22 protein-coding genes are annotated in these 15,789 nt (G+C 42.1%); 15 read left to right on the forward strand and 7 right to left on the reverse strand.

The features are described from left to right. Window positions 1–13: 13 nt before the first annotated feature. On the forward strand, window positions 14–1,375 hold the full coding sequence (locus tag ACMXI2_RS17780) for a RagB/SusD family nutrient uptake outer membrane protein (RefSeq protein ID WP_483777428.1): 1,362 nt from the start codon (window positions 14–16) through the stop codon (window positions 1,373–1,375). A gap of 92 nt (window positions 1,376–1,467) precedes the next feature. Beyond that, window positions 1,468–1,719 (forward strand): MbcA/ParS/Xre antitoxin family protein, encoded by a 252-nt coding sequence (locus tag ACMXI2_RS17785; RefSeq protein WP_483777429.1) that lies wholly within the window; start codon window positions 1,468–1,470, stop codon window positions 1,717–1,719. A gap of 291 nt (window positions 1,720–2,010) precedes the next feature. Here the strand turns inward: ACMXI2_RS17785 and ACMXI2_RS17790 are convergent, their stop codons facing one another. The 6 genes from ACMXI2_RS17790 to ACMXI2_RS17815 form a co-directional block, all read right to left on the reverse strand. Further along, the gene (locus tag ACMXI2_RS17790) at window positions 2,011–2,763 is read right to left on the reverse strand and encodes a hypothetical protein (RefSeq protein ID WP_483777430.1); all 753 of its coding nucleotides are present in this window, start codon (window positions 2,761–2,763) and stop codon (window positions 2,011–2,013) included. Window positions 2,764–2,790: 27 nt separating this feature from the next. Continuing rightward, window positions 2,791–3,585, reverse strand: a complete 795-nt coding sequence (locus ACMXI2_RS17795; RefSeq protein WP_483777431.1) for a hypothetical protein — start codon at window positions 3,583–3,585, stop codon at window positions 2,791–2,793. A 141-nt stretch (window positions 3,586–3,726) separates the two neighbouring features. Beyond that, complete coding sequence (locus ACMXI2_RS17800) at window positions 3,727–4,245, reverse strand: hypothetical protein (RefSeq protein ID WP_483777432.1); 519 nt, start codon at window positions 4,243–4,245, stop codon at window positions 3,727–3,729. Between the two features lie 143 nt (window positions 4,246–4,388). Beyond that, a complete protein-coding gene (locus ACMXI2_RS17805; protein WP_483777433.1) occupies window positions 4,389–4,757 on the reverse strand; it encodes a hypothetical protein in 369 nt (122 codons plus the stop codon). A 58-nt stretch (window positions 4,758–4,815) separates the two neighbouring features. Beyond that, window positions 4,816–5,295, reverse strand: coding sequence for a MauE/DoxX family redox-associated membrane protein (locus tag ACMXI2_RS17810; RefSeq protein WP_483777434.1), 480 nt, complete (start codon window positions 5,293–5,295; stop codon window positions 4,816–4,818). Between the two features lie 234 nt (window positions 5,296–5,529). Continuing rightward, window positions 5,530–6,534: a helix-turn-helix domain-containing protein gene (locus tag ACMXI2_RS17815; protein ID WP_483777435.1), complete on the reverse strand. Its 1,005-nt coding sequence runs from the start codon at window positions 6,532–6,534 to the stop codon at window positions 5,530–5,532. Window positions 6,535–7,002: 468 nt separating this feature from the next. Between ACMXI2_RS17815 and ACMXI2_RS17820 the strand changes: the two genes are divergently transcribed. From ACMXI2_RS17820 to arsB, 5 genes are read left to right on the forward strand one after another with little or no spacing between them, the layout of a single operon-like run. Then, window positions 7,003–7,332: an ArsR/SmtB family transcription factor gene (locus ACMXI2_RS17820; protein ID WP_483777436.1), complete on the forward strand. Its 330-nt coding sequence runs from the start codon at window positions 7,003–7,005 to the stop codon at window positions 7,330–7,332. Window positions 7,333–7,387: 55 nt separating this feature from the next. Beyond that, entirely contained in the window at window positions 7,388–8,230 is an 843-nt protein-coding gene (locus ACMXI2_RS17825) for an arsenite methyltransferase (RefSeq protein ID WP_483777437.1), read from the forward strand. A 20-nt stretch (window positions 8,231–8,250) separates the two neighbouring features. Next, a complete protein-coding gene (locus ACMXI2_RS17830; protein WP_483777438.1) occupies window positions 8,251–9,024 on the forward strand; it encodes a metallophosphoesterase family protein in 774 nt (257 codons plus the stop codon). A 19-nt stretch (window positions 9,025–9,043) separates the two neighbouring features. Then, window positions 9,044–9,424 carry a glycine cleavage system protein GcvH gene (gene gcvH / locus ACMXI2_RS17835; protein ID WP_483777439.1) on the forward strand — a complete coding sequence of 127 codons (381 nt, stop codon included), beginning with the start codon at window positions 9,044–9,046 and terminating at the stop codon, window positions 9,422–9,424. A gap of 2 nt (window positions 9,425–9,426) precedes the next feature. Then, entirely contained in the window at window positions 9,427–10,527 is a 1,101-nt protein-coding gene (gene arsB, locus ACMXI2_RS17840) for an ACR3 family arsenite efflux transporter (RefSeq protein ID WP_483777440.1), read from the forward strand. Here the strand turns inward: arsB and ACMXI2_RS17845 are convergent. Beyond that, a complete protein-coding gene (locus ACMXI2_RS17845) occupies window positions 10,511–11,503 on the reverse strand; it encodes an IS110 family RNA-guided transposase (protein WP_483777441.1) in 993 nt (330 codons plus the stop codon). The two genes, arsB and ACMXI2_RS17845, sit on opposite strands and share 17 nt — an antisense overlap. Window positions 11,504–12,184: 681 nt before the next feature. On the opposite strand from ACMXI2_RS17845, the gene ACMXI2_RS17850 reads away from it, so the two are divergent. From ACMXI2_RS17850 to ACMXI2_RS17885, 8 genes are all read left to right on the forward strand, one after another. Further along, window positions 12,185–12,622 carry a hypothetical protein gene (locus ACMXI2_RS17850; protein ID WP_483777442.1) on the forward strand — a complete coding sequence of 146 codons (438 nt, stop codon included), beginning with the start codon at window positions 12,185–12,187 and terminating at the stop codon, window positions 12,620–12,622. A gap of 57 nt (window positions 12,623–12,679) precedes the next feature. Further along, window positions 12,680–12,883, forward strand: a complete 204-nt coding sequence (locus tag ACMXI2_RS17855) for a hypothetical protein (protein ID WP_483777443.1) — start codon at window positions 12,680–12,682, stop codon at window positions 12,881–12,883. Window positions 12,884–12,894: 11 nt separating this feature from the next. Continuing rightward, complete coding sequence (locus tag ACMXI2_RS17860; RefSeq protein WP_483777444.1) at window positions 12,895–13,371, forward strand: hypothetical protein; 477 nt, start codon at window positions 12,895–12,897, stop codon at window positions 13,369–13,371. A 66-nt stretch (window positions 13,372–13,437) separates the two neighbouring features. After that, window positions 13,438–13,872 carry a DUF6908 domain-containing protein gene (locus ACMXI2_RS17865; protein WP_483777445.1) on the forward strand — a complete coding sequence of 145 codons (435 nt, stop codon included), beginning with the start codon at window positions 13,438–13,440 and terminating at the stop codon, window positions 13,870–13,872. 52 nt (window positions 13,873–13,924) lie between these two features. After that, complete coding sequence (locus tag ACMXI2_RS17870; RefSeq protein ID WP_483777446.1) at window positions 13,925–14,296, forward strand: hypothetical protein; 372 nt, start codon at window positions 13,925–13,927, stop codon at window positions 14,294–14,296. Window positions 14,297–14,318: 22 nt separating this feature from the next. After that, window positions 14,319–14,561 (forward strand): hypothetical protein, encoded by a 243-nt coding sequence (locus ACMXI2_RS17875; RefSeq protein ID WP_483777447.1) that lies wholly within the window; start codon window positions 14,319–14,321, stop codon window positions 14,559–14,561. 3 nt (window positions 14,562–14,564) lie between these two features. Continuing rightward, window positions 14,565–14,873, forward strand: coding sequence for a J domain-containing protein (locus ACMXI2_RS17880; RefSeq protein ID WP_483777448.1), 309 nt, complete (start codon window positions 14,565–14,567; stop codon window positions 14,871–14,873). 64 nt (window positions 14,874–14,937) lie between these two features. Further along, a complete protein-coding gene (locus tag ACMXI2_RS17885; protein ID WP_483777449.1) occupies window positions 14,938–15,735 on the forward strand; it encodes a DUF3560 domain-containing protein in 798 nt (265 codons plus the stop codon). Window positions 15,736–15,789 lie beyond the last annotated feature (54 nt).

Consider the following 15,789-nt stretch of genomic DNA (forward strand, 5'->3'; position numbering starts at 1 on the left):
AAAACATATAATCATGAAAATTATCGCACAAATATTTCTCATTGGCCTTTTGGGTGGCCTTCTCGGATGCAGCAAATATTTAGAGGTTCAGCCTGATGATACGCTGACTGTTCCGAAAAGCCTCACTGACCTTCAGGCGCTACTGGACAATTCCAATCGCATGAACATGCAACGAACTCCCAATTTCGGGGAAGCATCCGGTGATGATTACTTTCTGCCCGGCGCACAATTCGGTAATATTGAAGTGGAGCTGCAACGAATCTACACATGGAAGGTAAAAGAGTACGTCTTTCAAAATGATTGGTCTATAGCATACGAGCCGATCTTTGTCGCCAATCTCTGTCTGGAACAGCTACAAGAAATCCCTGCGTCCGGCAACACGGCAGAATGGAACCAAATAAAGGGCGCTGCCCTGTTCTTTCGCAGTTACTACTATCAGCAATTGCTCTGGACTTTTGCACCAGCATATGACGCATCCACGGCAGCAAACGATTTAGGCATCGTATTACGCAAGACCTCTGACTTCAATGAACCTAGTGAACGGGCGAAAGTGCAGCAGTCGTATGACCAGGTGTTACACGACGCGAAAGAGGCAGCCGCACTTCTGCCCGATCTACCGCTGCTTCCAATGCGGCCATCGAAAGCGGCTGCATATGGTCTGCTGGCCCGGACGTATCTTTCTATGCGCATTTATGATAGTGCCTATTTCTATGCGGATGCTGCCCTGCGAATAAAAAGCGACCTTATGAACTTCAATGGCGATACCGACATAAACGGCAGCATCACCGAGCAAGTTCCTTTCCGTATGTTCAATAAAGAAATATTATTTTATTCGGAAATGACAACCACTAATTATATTATCAATCCTTCCAGCATAGCCGTTGATTCCAATCTCATAAAGTTGTATAACCCGCAGGATCTCCGCCTTGCGGCTTTCTACACGAAGGAGGACACCATTTACCATTTCAAAGGCAGTTACACCGGTAATGAATGGCAATACTTCACAGGCATTGCCACTGATGAACTATATCTGATACGGGCGGAAGGAGCGGCCAGAACCGGTCAGGTAGAACAGGCCGTATCTGACCTTCGTGCATTACTGACAGCCCGGTGGAATGAATCGAGCGACCCGCCGGTAATTGAGCCTGCCAGCAGTAAGGAAGCACTTCTAATGGTTCTCGATGAACGCCGCAAAGAACTCTACATGCGCGGGGTACGATGGGTGGACATAAAACGACTTAACAAGGAGGGCCACAATATTTCTCCACAGCGCAATGTTGCTGGAACGATTTACAAACTCTCTCCTAATGATCCATACTTCGCATTGCCACTTCCAAAAGACGTAGTGAGCGATAAAGTACCACAGAATCCATAATCGGAAGGAAAAAGGGTTACAATGACAAGATTCTTAGAAGAAAAAACTGCGAAACAAAACTACTCCGCGTTGGTAGGATTTTACAATTTCTCATGTTCATCAAATATGTAGAAGTATTTAGTTTGCTTTACAATGCGATTTCCACTCATCAGCAGGCGAACCTATGGCTTAGAACCCCGTGCCGGGAATTGTCAGGTCGGAAACCGTTAGAGGTACTTGAAACCTACCCAGGTGTAATGGCTGTAGAATATGCTCTAAAACGCAAACTGGCGGAAAGATGGCACGCTGACCTGTATTGCAAAAAAAGTTACCAGTTTACACTTAGAAATACGAATACAGTGTGATCAGGATATAGTGTCAAAGAGGGCGGCTGGTAGGCCGCCCTCTTTGTTGATTCTTTGTTCGTTTTCCTCCACCCATTTCACCAACTCATCCCAATACGCAGAGGGTAAATCTTTACTGTTCGGATAGGCAACCCATTTGTTACCCAAAACTTTTACGATCTGTCCATAATGGAACCTATTAACAGTTACATAGTAGGAGTTCCCCCGGCACCACTAGGCTTTGATACTTCAACACTACGGCCTCGTCTATCAGTAAACTTTATACCTTCCATTTTCTAATAACTCATTACTTCACTTATCATGATACGGAATATGAACTGATGTTGTAGGGTACTTCTCACCCTTGAACATTGCTACAACATCCTCGCGGGAATGACCCCACTTATCGGAAATATAATGGAAATGAGGTTGCCCACCCCGCCAGCTTTCTTCTCCCCGCAAGCTGCGATATACTACGAAAAAACAATGCCATTCATTTCCTCTATCCAGAAACTTAGCAACAACTACACGCCTGAAATTCACCACAGCTTTTAATTGCCCTTCGCTCATTGTAGTTTCTCCTGCTTTCTTAACAGTGCCGTCTTCATTCACTTGAATAAAAAGAGGCAGTTCTTCAGGATCAACATTTTTCGGAAGTTGTTCGGTGAGATAATTACTGAAAGTATAACCATGTTCATCATGCGCTTTAAACAAAAACGAACAAAACTGAAAAGCATTAAATTCGGTTTTCTTCATCAATTGTTCCTGCTCCCTTTTAGATTTTGATTCCAAAACCTGTATAAGAGTAGGCGGTATGTCTGATTTCAGTATTTTCTCATGAATCTCATTCCAACTTTCTACTGCTTTCTTCTCATAGAAGGATTCGGAAATATGGCTGGCAAGTATCGGGTTTTTGTGGAACAATAATGTTTTATTAAGGGCAGTCGTTTTCTTCTTATGCCAGTCAGAATAATAGTCTAATGGATTTATGAACTCAACATCACCACCTTCAAATCCGAGAACAAATCCCTTTCCGTCGTCGTCGGGAATTACAGTTTGTTGCATATGATCGCTATAATTTATTACAGAAATTTATGGTGTACACATATCACTTAAAAACAGGAGCAAGGAAAACGCTTTCAAAGAATTTATTTCAGTTCCATAATCAGTAGTTTCTCCATGCAAAATACTATGCCTTGTGAATGAAATCCGGTTAGGGTTATTTCTGTGTTTCTGAAAAGCACCTTTGTCCAGCAAGACAGAAAGAAACGCAACATCCAGGCTGGAAGTTCCGGCGTTGGCAGCAACCCACTTTGCTATTTCTGGTTCATAAGTTCTGCGGTCATTATCGAAAAACTTATACCCCGTCAATTCGTAGGACAGGCCATCAATTTGTGCAAATAAAACTGGCATAGAAGCGTAGAACAGACCGGCCTCATGCGCCTTCAATGCCTGCTCGATGGCATCGGATCTGTTAGGGTGGCGCTTACATATCCTGCCTATATCTTCTATCAGCTCCTCTTTTATTAACTCGGCCATGTACAGATTCAGTTTGTTTTCGTCACCGGATGCTAAAACTCGCTTTGCGCCAGCAACTTCCGCAACATTCATTCCTAAATTCAGATACCATCCGAATTGCGAAAGTTCCTGCAATACCGGCGCAATGAATGAAAGGTCAACATTCATCGCCCTTTGTAATGCCCGCTCCATTTCCTCATGCGCTTCCGCTGCCTTCTTGAATGTATCCTGCATTGTTTGTTGAAACTCACTAATAGCGTTAGATAGTCGCTCTTGCATTTCATGCAAACCGGCCAATGGATTTGCTATGGCTTTAGCGCCACTCAATATATTAGCCATTTTTACCCTTTCATTTTTCTCGCCATCCATCTTTTTATTGATTTACATAAATATAATCTTTTTATTTAATTATTACAGCGATTCAGTATAACGGCTCCGTGTAACCGCTTTTATGGCTTTCTTCCTTTAATGAAAAGGGCTACCGAACCGGCAGCCCCTCAATTTTGCGAATTACTTTTTCTCTACCATCTTCCATCCATCATCAGCCAGTGCGAACACAGCCCTTTCTTTTTTTTCGCCCTCCAATTTATAGTGAGATAGCTGAGCGAACGGCGTATTATGACGATGTTCAACGGTGTACTCGACGATAGCTTGTTTTCCGTCAGCTTGCTCAATAACATCTGTGATCTCTTTGAAGTGCAGCTCACTAATCTTAACCCGCTGGATACTGTATTCTCTATCCTTATCTGTGACAGGTAATAAGTATGGCCCTGCTTTATCGGTGAAGCTGATAAAGGGCTTTCCAGCGTCGGCAAGTGATTGTGTTTTCGTTATTTTAATATAACCTTCATCTTCCAGTTTTGAATCCAGGGCGCGAGCTGCGTGCTTCGGGTCAGCGGTGAATACTTCCCAATCAATAGTTTTCGGGTACTTTTTTGAAATGATCTCTGCGGCTTTCTCCTTCGTCAATTGCTGAGAGCCGCAGGACACCAGCAATAGTGAAATCAGTGCATAGAAAGTGGTTCGCATGTTCTTATAATCATTTGTAAGCAATTTACTGATTTTAGCCGCTTCAAATCCGCACTGAACAACAGTTATACGAATATTCTTGCTCACGACAAAAAGGCTACCCTCTACAAAGGAGGTAGCCTTTTTGCCTGCTTAAAAATTAATCAGTCCGCCTGATTGGAATACAGATTTCCGGTACCGGAAATTCCGGTTACGTGTGCCGTAGTTCCGCTTTGCGTTGCTGTGATCGAAACACCGGATAGTTGCGTTGGGCTATCCGGATCATCAACAAAATCGGCGCTCACCAGCACGCGGCAGGCTTTTTGGTTAATGTTGGCGCAGCCACTCAGATTCAGCCCCTTGTATTCCCAATATGCGTTCGAGGTATTTTGTACATTACCTTGTGTATAAGGTTGGGAGCTTTTGAACTCAAACACGTACATATCTGCACGCTTGGAACTTTTTGCTTCTTTGAAAGCAACACCAGTAAAGGCTACCACTGTGGCAAGTATGCCGAACAAGTACTTCTTCATGACATGAAATTTTAGCTTTTATAAATATTGTTTAGAAAAAACCGGACGATGACCCACGTTACGAAGGTGGCGCACGACTTCCTGCACTGGAGCTTTTACCGCTGGCAACAATTCCTATTATTGCCAATACGATCATGACAGCATTGAAAATGATGTGCGACTTCCAGGACAATGATTCCAGCAACCCTGCACACATGCACGGCAACTTCGGTGCAAATGCCATCATATAGCTCAGGTAAATAGTGAATACTGCCAGTAAAAGAATTGTGGCTTTTAATCCCGTCTTTCTCATAGTCGGGATAAAAAGTGCCGTCGCTATAAAAAGTTCTGCTACTGGTAGTGACCACGCCACTAAGCCCGCCACATTCGCCAATACCGGTGATTTACTCAACGCATCTCTAAACTGTCCATAATTATACAATTTATCGATGCCCGTAAATAGAAACAGGAACATTAGCCCTGCTGCTATTGCTTCGACGGTCAATGTCCACTTTGTTCTTTCGGTTAGTGATGGGCGGTATGTTTTGTGGGTATTCATTTTTCGTTTTAGGCAAGGCAATACCTGATAAGGTTGATCCTTATTTTTATTTGACCTAATCTTTTGTTGGTAATTAAGAGTTACTTGCGATTGTCTAAAGCTGCGGGCTACAATATTCCAGTTTGTCTGCTAAATCTTTACTAAAGGTAATAAGCTGTTCCATTGATAACAATACGATAATACTGAAATTGCCTTTTTGATGTAAAAAATTGCCTTTTTGACACATAGCCGTTTTTACAACAGATCGAACAGCATAGCCTCAACGAGCAATTGAAACGCCATTCCTAAATTCTTGTCCCGCCATACGGACAACTTTGTTTTCTCCATCGGATAGAATGCCCGCCGAAGATTATTGTATGTACGGAATCCGCATTGCCTTGCTACTTCGCTTAGTGGTAACTGTGGGTCTGAAAGCATTATCTGCTTTGCTGCTTTTATTCTTTCATACATCAGGTAGCGATAGGGTGTAATGCCGAAAACCTGACGAAACTTATACTTGAAGTCTGTAGTGTTCATCCGGGTGTCCTTCGCCCATTGCTGCAATGTCATTGCCTCCGGGTATCTTTTTCTTATCATCTCCCTTACGAGGTACAAATTTTCCACCTGGTCATACGTTATCTTCTTATCATGCCCGTTGTTTTTGATAAGTGTATGCACTACCTGTCGCACTATTTCCTTAGCTATACCTTCTTTTGTAGGATCTTGTAATAGTTCTTCCATTCCCTCCAATACTGTATAGTCACTCCATGCAGGCTTCTCTGAAATCCACACCGGTTTGTCTGAACCAATCATGGAAGAAAAGGCATCAAACGTCCGGCCCCGTAGTTTTAGCTGACTGAATAGTGCCGGCGATACCTGCATATCCACTACCTCATAAATTTCATTTCCCTTTAAGAGCAGCTCAACATCTGTCAGCGGGGAATAGGCAAAGTGCATCTGGCCCTGCATGATCCCAATCGGCTTTCCCAGGAACACATGGGCAATGTGCTTCTTCAGCATGAGCCGAAAACCGAGCCATTCCATGTTTCTAATCACCCGTAATGAAACATCTTCATGTGGATGATAAGAACTTCGCCAGATGGTGAAGTTTTTCTGTTGCACTTCTTGATAATAAAAATCGCCAAAATTGTTGGTGGACTGGAATGCGAGGCTTCCGGGAATGTAGGACTGAGGCAATTCTTGGGGATTATTTGGCATAAAGCTAACTATTCCCTTTGTCCGTTCGGATAAGGTAAACATATAGGGTGGGTTTAAATGATTAATGGTTTCCTGTTAATGAGTTGCTGGCATTTCTTGCGTGTTTTTAAATGATTACTGAATAATGGGGTTATTGTCCGGTTATATTGCCCCTATATAAATTTACTAAACTCCTCTCATTTAATTATATACAGCTCTGCAACAATCCTTCACATATTTATCTAGTGTGGCATTGGATTACATGGCAATTCAGAAATTATTATAAACTTTTTTATTGATAATGTACACTCTCGGTAATAGTTAATGGTTTTTGGGTAGTCGGGATAGGAACATCAATTAAACCCCCGTTGCGTATTCTAAGATCAAACCAAATATTTTTTATACTTTTTTTGAGGCCAGCAGCACCGCTTTATCATCTTCGGTTGCGACGCACTCCGTTCTTCGTTCGACCTGTTGTGGATCAAAATAAATTTTGTCGGTTCATAGATCCATTGTAATATTGCGATAGATATGGGATTAACAAAGTCAGAAATATTTACCGAAAAGCAGAACAAACTGGCTCAAATGATGAAGGCTTTAGGCCATCCGGCACGGATTGCCATTATTCAACATTTGGTCAAATCGCAGGCTTGTATTTGCGGGGATTTAGTGGAGGAGTTGGGACTGGCGCAGGCAACGATCAGCCAGCATCTAAAAGAATTAAAAAATGTAGGTCTTATTCAAGGCACTATCGAAGGAACAAGCGTGTGTTATTGTATTGATCCGAAAGTTTGGAAGCAATTCAAAACCGCATTAGATACATTCTTTGTAGCGTATTCCAACAAGGAAGGCTGCTGTTGATTTTTTTTGATTAAATACATCGCAATATTGCAATGAAACAATAAAACTTTAAGTCATGCAAACAGAAGATCAACTAAAAGAACTTGTAAAACAGAAATATAGTGAAATAGCCTTGCAGGACAAAGAAACTAATGAAACATCTTGCTGCGGATCAGGCTGTTGCTCCACTGAAGTATATAATATCATGACCGATGATTATACAAATATGGAGGGATACAATCCTGATGCAGATCTTGGTCTGGGCTGTGGACTGCCCACCCAATTTGCAAAAATTAAAAAAGGAGATGTAGTAATTGATCTTGGTTCAGGTGCAGGCAATGACGCTTTTATCGCACGCGCTGAGACGGGAGAAACAGGTAAGGTAATTGGTATCGACTTTACACCTGCAATGATTAACAAGGCTAGGGAAAATGCAGAGAAATTAGGTTTTCACAATGTAGAGTTTAGGCAGGGTGATATAGAAAAAATGCCTGTCACCGCGAATACGGCTGATGTGATCGTCAGTAACTGCGTTTTAAACCTCGTTCCCAATAAGGATGGGGTGATTAAAGAAATTTTCAGGGTATTAAAACCTGGTGCGCATTTTAGTATTTCTGATATTGTCCTGGAAGGAACATTACCACCTGCCATACAGCAAGCTGCCGAAATGTATGCTGGCTGCGTATCAGGAGCTATTCAAAAGCAAGTGTACCTGGAATTAATTTCCACCAATGGTTTTGAAAACATCACCATTCAAAAAGAAAAGATGATTCATATTCCGGAAGATATTTTATCACAGTATTTATCAGCAAAAGAAATTGAGCAATTCAGAAATGGCAGTACAGGTATTTACAGTATTACAGTGTATGCAGAGAAACCTAAAGAAACCGCTTGCTGCGCACCCGGATGCTGTAATTAATTTCAAAAAAGACGATCAATATGACTATTGCATTATTCAGTGACATTCATGCTAACCTACCTGCGTTGCAGGCATTTTTCCAGGACGTTGAACATCGTAATCCGGATTACATTTATTGCTTAGGTGATCTCGTGGGGTATAATATTTGGCCCAATGAAGTCATTAACGAAATAAGGAAAAGAAAAATACCTACTATTGCCGGTAATTATGATTTTGGCATTGGGCGCATGAGTAATGAATGCGGGTGTGCGTACAAATCTGACCAGGAAAAAAGTAATGGTAATGTATCTATTTCATTTACAAATTCCATTATACAGCCTGAAGAAAGGGCTTATCTCAGAACGCTTCCTGCGCATCTGAAAAAAGAATTTCAATTAAATGAAGATAAGCTGAATTTGCTGCTGGTACATGGCAGCCCTAGAAAAATAAACGAATATCTGTTTGAAGACAGGGAAGAAAAAAGTATGCTGCGCATTATGGAACAGGCCGACGCGGATATCCTTTGCTTTGGTCACACACATAAACCTTATCACCGTGTATTAAATTCCGGTATCGATGGCCTAAATCATTTCCGTCATGCCATCAATATCGGTTCGGTGGGAAAACCAAAGGATGGCAATCCGCAGGGCGGATATGTAATCATTACCATTAATGAAAACAGTTCTGTGCTTGATAAAGAAAGTATTTCAGTCGAATTTATTCGTTTTAATTACGATGTGGAAACGGCTGCCAAAGCTGTAGAAGATAGTCCTTTGCCAAACGACTATGCAGCAAGTCTGCGCAATGGAATTTAATCACTGCAATAATTGCAATATGAACATCCCTCAAGATTTACACTATTCAATAGAACATACCTGGCTTCGTTTGGAGGGTAGTATCGGGACTATTGGGATTACTGAATTTGCACAAAGTGAATTGGGGGAAATTGTCTATCTCGATCTACCTAATACCGGATTCACTTTTAAGCACAATACTGTATTTGGTTCGGTTGAGGCGATTAAGACCGTCAGTGATCTCTTTATGCCCGTATCAGGCAAAGTGGTGGAGACCAACAAACAATTATTGCAGGAACCAACACTAGTTAACACCGATCCGTATGGACATGGATGGATAATTAAAATAGAAATCGAGGCAGTAGGAGAATTAACCGACTTGCTTTCCGCGAATCAATACCAACAAAAGATCACCCAATAATCATGAGCGCCAATAATTGCAACCCTACTACACAAAGAAAACGTTTGAGCTTTTTAGACCGCTATTTAACGCTTTGGATTTTCCTGGCAATGGCAATAGGTGTAGCGGTGGGTTACTTTATTCCAGGATCAGGCGATCTGATTAATTCCTATTCTTCAGGAACCACAAATATTCCATTAGCAATAGGGTTGATTCTGATGATGTACCCACCACTGGCAAAAGTGAACTACAGTCAAATGGGAAAGGTTTTTAAAAACACCAGGATATTGGGTGCTTCCCTGTTTTTAAATTGGATCATTGGGCCGATACTAATGTTTGGTTTGGCTATAATTTTTCTACATGGTTATCCAGAGTACATGATCGGATTAATCCTGATTGGCCTGGCACGGTGTATTGCGATGGTGATTGTGTGGAATGAACTGGCCGAAGGTAACCGGGAATATGCTGCGGGCCTGGTGGCCTTAAATAGCGTTTTTCAGGTATTATTCTTTAGTGTCTATGCTTACCTGTTTATTACCGTTTTACCGCCTCTATTCGGCTATAAAGGCATCACGGTGGATATTACCATCGCTCAGATTGCGGAAAGTGTAGCGATATACCTCGGTATACCTTTTACCGCCGGAGTAATTAGCCGGTATGTCCTTGTTAAATGGAAAGGAGAAACATGGTATCAGCAGAAATTCATTCCCCTTATTTCGCCGATAACTTTGATTGCATTATTGTTCACTATCATGCTGATGTTTAGCCTGAAGGGACAATTGATTGTCAAAATACCTTTCGATGTCCTGCGTATTGCTTTACCACTGGTCATCTATTTTGCTTTAATGTTCTTAGCCAGTTTCTTTTTAGGAAAGAAGTTAGGTGCAGATTATTCGCAAAATGCGGCCATATCCTTTACTGCTGCTGGAAACAACTTTGAATTAGCCATAGCGGTAGCTATCGGAATATTTGGAATTAATTCCGGCCAGGCGTTTGCAGGCGTTATCGGCCCACTGGTAGAAGTTCCTGCATTAATTGCCCTGGTCAATATTGCTTTTATTCTAAGAAGAAAATACTATTTAACGCCTAAAGAAATTGTATATAAAACTAAGCAGCGAGGTTGACCTCATATTTGGTTTGTCTTTTCACCACAGCAAATATTCTGTAAATCAATTTTGCACGAATAATATTTAGTACACTCATTTTTGCCTTTCCCTGTTTAACCTTTTGCTCATATTTTAATTTGAGCGAGGGATCATATCTGACGGCTGCTATGGCACCAAGTGTCAAAAGAGTCTTTAGCTTTTTATTCGCTAAATGACTGACTTTTGTTTTCCCTCTTATACTTGTCCCTGATTCATGTTTAAAGGGCGCTACTCCACAATAGCAAACTAATTTTCTCGCATCAGTAAAGCGGGTAAAGTTTTCGGTAGCAATAATGAAATGAACTGCGGTAGCGAAGCCGATGCCAACTACGCTTGTAATGAGTTCATAATTTAGTTGCAGATCTTCATTTTCTCCCAATAACTCTTTAATTGACTTTTCCAGCTCCTTTATCTCGCTGGATAGAATATCCATTATATAATCACTGGATTCAACTATGATGGAATGAAGGCTTTTGCCCATCTGTCCCTGCAATTCTTTTATCCTCGAAATATAAGAAGCTCTGTCAGTAACCAATTTATCCCTGTAATTCATTAACTGCTGCAACTCAATTAAAGGAACACTAACAGGCTTCATTGGTTCGAGTTCTTCTTTTCTCATCCAGCCATATTTGCTGATAAATCTGGCATCGGCCTTATCTGATTTTCCTCTTACCATACCTAATGAACGTTTAATGTCCAACGCCGGACGCTTCACATAAGCTATTCCCTTACTATACAAATATCTTTCAATACCGAAAGTATAAATACCTGTATATTCCATGACGACCAGTAATTCATTTACTGATTTCTTACAGGGTTTATTAATCCACTTGCTAATAGACTTAAAACCTTTTTCATTGTTGGATACAGCATCCAGTTCTTCTTTTTGTAAGTACAAGTGGCAATCGAGGGTATTCTTTGATACATCAATACCCAGAATGTTTGTAATTCTCATAATTTTGTTTTGAGGTAATAAATAGTTGCCTTACGACTAAGACCTTTAATAGCCCGCAATGGCTAATATTCTAAATTGTCTGGCAACTTAAAAAGAGAGGAGGTCTAATACGCAACACGGAGCTGCACTCCAGTCGCACACCTAGTTCACCTCTTCTCTTTTTCAAATATATTAGTTACGAATAATATAGAAGAGGGACTAATACGCAACGCGGAACTGGTGTTCCAGTCGCACTCATAGTTCTCCCTCTAATTCTTAAAAAGGAAGGTCTAATACGCAGTGTGAAGCTGATCTTCAGTCGCAACAACAGTTGAACCTTCCCGTGATGTCTTCCAAAATCTTGGTAATAAAAATAAGAGGGTCTAATACACAACTTGAACCTTTCTTTCGCTCACTCCCATAGTTCACCCTCTTAAATATTAAAAAAGGAAAGTCTAATAAGCTCCTGGGAGCTGATCTCCTGTCGCAACGATAGTTCACCTTCCTAGTGTCGTTATCTATCAATTTATTAAAGTGCTAAACTAAAGGTCGCACTCTTGTACGTCATGTTAGCCTACTCACCATGTCCATTTTCAGATTTTCCTTTTGCATAGGATTCCATACCACTTTATAACAGCGCCCACGTACATACGATTCTCACTCTAATTCCATAAAGTTCACAATAGATGTACTGTTTTCAGGATGCCGCCGAACAGCCCTGGAAAAATTTTTCTCCCCTCGTTGGCGTTTATTGTTACGGGACTCAGGGAGAAAATTTTTTCTGGCGGGCAGTTCTCTGGCATCCTGAAAACACTAATACGCTTTGCGTGCGAAAAAGAAGAAAGCGGCGCACATAATAAGCCGCAATGTTTAACTCAAAACTTTTTCGTTATGCAAATTCCTAACAATCTATCAGAGATCGCAAAGATCATCCGCGCGGACTGGAAGAACATACACTACACCGCGAAACCTTACCTGTCCGCAATGGAAACGCTGGACAGTATCAACGATCATTTTTTTGAGGATAGCGCCCGGAGTATTGTTTGTTACTTTCTCGGCAATGCTCATTCATGGAAGGGCGAAACCGCAAAAGCAGTGAAGCAAAAGCTAAATGAACTGCTGAAAAACTCCGATCAATAAGCCCACCGCCGGGGTGAAACGCCCCGGCTTTATTCCTCACTATCAAAAATTTTAAACATGAAAACAACAACACTTAGCCGCTTAATGCGCATGTCATGGGAGATTCAGCGCCGCCGTCATACAGACCGATCTAAAGCCCTGCTTTCCGCGTGGGTGATATTCAAAAATGATGATGTGGCTGTAGGTTATCTCCGCGCCAAGCATAGCACCCGTAACAGTAAACCCGCCCCCACTGCAAACTATTCCCTTTTCAACATTTAAAAATTCAAGTCATGAAATACTTCAATAGCTGCAAAACCTTAGAAGAAGTAAAAACGCTTTACCGCGAACTGGCAAAAGAACATCATCCAGACATGGGCGGAGATACCGCTACCATGCAGGAGATCAACAAAGAATATGCGTTTGCCTGTGCTTTCATTGCAAAGGGTTCCGGTATGACTGATGAACAGGTAGACCAAGAATTGAAACTATCCGAAGAATACCGCGCCGTAATTGAAAAAATTATACACCTGCCCGGTATCACCATTGAGCTAGTGGGCAACTGGATATGGGTAACAGGTAACACTAAACCCGTAAAGGAAAACCTGAAAGATGCCGGTTTCATTTTCGCCTCAAAAAAGGTTGCATGGTTCTACAGAAATGAAGCCTTTAAAGTGCGTGGCAATGGCGCACCCCTTGAAAAAATCCGTGCAAAATACGGTTCTCAGACCGTGCAAGGGAAATACAAGAAAGAACTTAACGAAGCATGAACATAACGGAGCGGCACAACCGCCGCTCCACTCTCTATTTCTTTTCTCACGTATAAATTTTAAATCATGAAAAAGATAAATCAACAGGCGACGAAAGTATTTAGCCAAATCTTAGAAAAGTTGGGTACACGATGCCATATGAAACTTGAATCCTCCGGATTCATGCCTTTAACTGTGGAATTGCTGAACAGGTATATAACTACAGCAGTCGGAGAAGGTACACTCTACAGCCTTTGCCATTATTACGAGCTAAACGGTGATCTAATGCGCGATCCTGAAATGTGCTTTTTAGTGGTTGATTGCCGGAAGGAGCCGACAGATTATAAAAATCTCCACATATGCCCGCAGATGTACCAGCAAGACAATCGCGGGTTGTATGAGGAAAGCATGGAGATTGAAAACAATACAGTAAAAGCGTTCTGGCCGGGCTACCAACATCAGCACTGCATTTTTGCAAACTTCTGGCTCCAAAATATCCAACAACAAGGTTTCCTGAAATAATAACCAGCGCGGAGCAATCCGCGCTTATTCTCTCACTCTAAAATCTTATCACATGCCTGCACTTAATCAAATGTACAACGTTCATAAGGCGAAGTTAATCTGCGAACTTTTACCCGAAGAAATCCCCGGCTTCCTTGACTTCGCTAAATCTTTTTCTGATGGCATTACTGCCGCTCCTGACGAACTCCGTAAACAGTGGAAAATAAATCCAATTATCGGCCCGGATCATTGGCTGAGTTACGCCGCTGAAACTAGCCAAATCATTACCCAGTACGGGAAAAAATTAGCTAAATCTCCAAAGGTTTTTGCAGATCAGCTTTTTGATGGCATGATAGCCTTATTTACCTGTCACTGCCTGCAACAGTACGTAGAACACAAGACCACAAACGAGAAGTTTAAACTCGCCTATCAGCTCATCTTTTAACTCACACTTAAATACAAACGAAATGAAACCGACAATTTATGTACGGCCTGACATGGCATTGCCCGACAATGACCAATGGCAACACAGATTCAACGTAAAGAGCGAAAGCTCCAACCGTCTTTATGTTATCTCACAAAACAAAAAGGGCAGGCATTGGGCCTGCTCCTGTCCAGGATGGAAAGCGCACCGTACCTGCAAACACCTTTCCGCCCTCGGACTACCCGGCAAATGCACGCCATATGAAGTAAACCTGATAAACGAGTAAGCTATGGCAAAGACAGGTTTCCTCGATGGTTACAAGACATACGACACGGCCAGCGGTTACGGCAGTCCTCAAAGCTGGCGGGATGCCTTTGCTCAACGTATGAGCAAGGAAGATGCAACCCGAATAATTACCGATGCTGTACAAACACCGCATGAGGTACTCGGAATTAAACAGGGGGCATCCGCAGCAGAAATTAAGAAAGCATTCCGCCAGCTAATTCGTCAGTGGCACCCCGATACGAATCAACACCGGCTCACCGAAGCCGAAGCCATGAGTAAGAAGATAATCGCGGCTTACACACTTCTTTCCTAATACATTTTTTTTAATTGGCCTGCCTTTCGACAACATCGAGGGCAGGCTACAAACTCGCATCATTATGAAACACAATTATGAAGAACGAAAACAAAACCGCATAGAATATGCGAAACAAAAAGCGGTCAAATTGCAAAAGGAATCTAACCAGCTTTATGACCAGGCTAAAAACATGGCATCAGCTATTCCAATGGGCCAGCCTATTCTTGTGGGTCACCACTCGGAAAAGAGAGATCGTAGCTACCGCGAAAAAATACATAACACCTACGGAAAGGCTTTTGCAGCCAGTGACAAAGCAGAGTATTATGAGAGCAAGGCCGATACGATAGAGGCCAACGATGCCATATCATCAGACGACCCGCAGGCACTCGTAAAACTCAGGAACAAACTGGCTTCCTTGCAGAGTGCGCAGGACTTCATGAAGGAAGCAAACAAATGCGTAAAATCCGGTAACAAGGAGGCATTTATGAAACTTCCCCACGCATCGGAAAAAATCTGGCAGGAAATCACAACCCCGGATTGCATGAATACAATCGGTTTTGCTCACTACTCCCTCAAAAATAACAATGCCAATATCCGGCGGATAAAGCAACGTATTGTACAACTGGAAGCGATGGAACAACTTAACACTTTTGAGAAAACCATCAACGGTGTGCGGGTAGTGGTAAATGCAGAGGCAAACCGTGTTCAATTATTCTTTCCTCAGATTCCCGGCGAAGATATAAGAAAGCGGCTCCGTGATCGTGGTTTCCGTTTTTCTCGATCAGAGGGTAACGCTTGGCAACAGTTCATCAGCAACAGCGCGGTAAATCATGCTTATATGGTGGCCGGACTGTATCAGGCGGAACGCGGCGACAAATAATTACTGACCTGCGGCGCCTTTCCCGGCGCCGCCATTTTCTCACTCCCAAAACAG

Source organism: Chitinophaga sp. G7 BAM 1005, assembly GCF_057126945.1.

What these genes read in the sequence shown, in the direction of transcription:
- ACMXI2_RS17825 (WP_483777437.1), top strand. Translation starts at nt 7,388, where the DNA reads ATGCAAACAGAAGATCAACTAAAAGAACTTGTAAAACAGAAATATAGT.
- ACMXI2_RS17865 (WP_483777445.1), top strand. Translation starts at nt 13,438, where the DNA reads ATGAAAAAGATAAATCAACAGGCGACGAAAGTATTTAGCCAAATCTTA.
- ACMXI2_RS17800 (WP_483777432.1), bottom strand. Translation starts at nt 4,245, where the DNA reads ATGCGAACCACTTTCTATGCACTGATTTCACTATTGCTGGTGTCCTGC.
- ACMXI2_RS17795 (WP_483777431.1), bottom strand. Translation starts at nt 3,585, where the DNA reads ATGGATGGCGAGAAAAATGAAAGGGTAAAAATGGCTAATATATTGAGT.
- ACMXI2_RS17815 (WP_483777435.1), bottom strand. Translation starts at nt 6,534, where the DNA reads ATGTTTACCTTATCCGAACGGACAAAGGGAATAGTTAGCTTTATGCCA.
- ACMXI2_RS17820 (WP_483777436.1), top strand. Translation starts at nt 7,003, where the DNA reads ATGGGATTAACAAAGTCAGAAATATTTACCGAAAAGCAGAACAAACTG.
- ACMXI2_RS17780 (WP_483777428.1), top strand. Translation starts at nt 14, where the DNA reads ATGAAAATTATCGCACAAATATTTCTCATTGGCCTTTTGGGTGGCCTT.
- ACMXI2_RS17875 (WP_483777447.1), top strand. Translation starts at nt 14,319, where the DNA reads ATGAAACCGACAATTTATGTACGGCCTGACATGGCATTGCCCGACAAT.
- ACMXI2_RS17805 (WP_483777433.1), bottom strand. Translation starts at nt 4,757, where the DNA reads ATGAAGAAGTACTTGTTCGGCATACTTGCCACAGTGGTAGCCTTTACT.
- ACMXI2_RS17830 (WP_483777438.1), top strand. Translation starts at nt 8,251, where the DNA reads ATGACTATTGCATTATTCAGTGACATTCATGCTAACCTACCTGCGTTG.
- ACMXI2_RS17885 (WP_483777449.1), top strand. Translation starts at nt 14,938, where the DNA reads ATGAAACACAATTATGAAGAACGAAAACAAAACCGCATAGAATATGCG.
- ACMXI2_RS17860 (WP_483777444.1), top strand. Translation starts at nt 12,895, where the DNA reads ATGAAATACTTCAATAGCTGCAAAACCTTAGAAGAAGTAAAAACGCTT.
- ACMXI2_RS17880 (WP_483777448.1), top strand. Translation starts at nt 14,565, where the DNA reads ATGGCAAAGACAGGTTTCCTCGATGGTTACAAGACATACGACACGGCC.
- ACMXI2_RS17810 (WP_483777434.1), bottom strand. Translation starts at nt 5,295, where the DNA reads ATGAATACCCACAAAACATACCGCCCATCACTAACCGAAAGAACAAAG.
- ACMXI2_RS17790 (WP_483777430.1), bottom strand. Translation starts at nt 2,763, where the DNA reads ATGCAACAAACTGTAATTCCCGACGACGACGGAAAGGGATTTGTTCTC.
- ACMXI2_RS17870 (WP_483777446.1), top strand. Translation starts at nt 13,925, where the DNA reads ATGCCTGCACTTAATCAAATGTACAACGTTCATAAGGCGAAGTTAATC.
- arsB (WP_483777440.1), top strand. Translation starts at nt 9,427, where the DNA reads ATGAGCGCCAATAATTGCAACCCTACTACACAAAGAAAACGTTTGAGC.
- ACMXI2_RS17850 (WP_483777442.1), top strand. Translation starts at nt 12,185, where the DNA reads ATGCCGCCGAACAGCCCTGGAAAAATTTTTCTCCCCTCGTTGGCGTTT.
- ACMXI2_RS17785 (WP_483777429.1), top strand. Translation starts at nt 1,468, where the DNA reads ATGTTCATCAAATATGTAGAAGTATTTAGTTTGCTTTACAATGCGATT.
- ACMXI2_RS17855 (WP_483777443.1), top strand. Translation starts at nt 12,680, where the DNA reads ATGAAAACAACAACACTTAGCCGCTTAATGCGCATGTCATGGGAGATT.
- gcvH (WP_483777439.1), top strand. Translation starts at nt 9,044, where the DNA reads ATGAACATCCCTCAAGATTTACACTATTCAATAGAACATACCTGGCTT.
- ACMXI2_RS17845 (WP_483777441.1), bottom strand. Translation starts at nt 11,503, where the DNA reads ATGAGAATTACAAACATTCTGGGTATTGATGTATCAAAGAATACCCTC.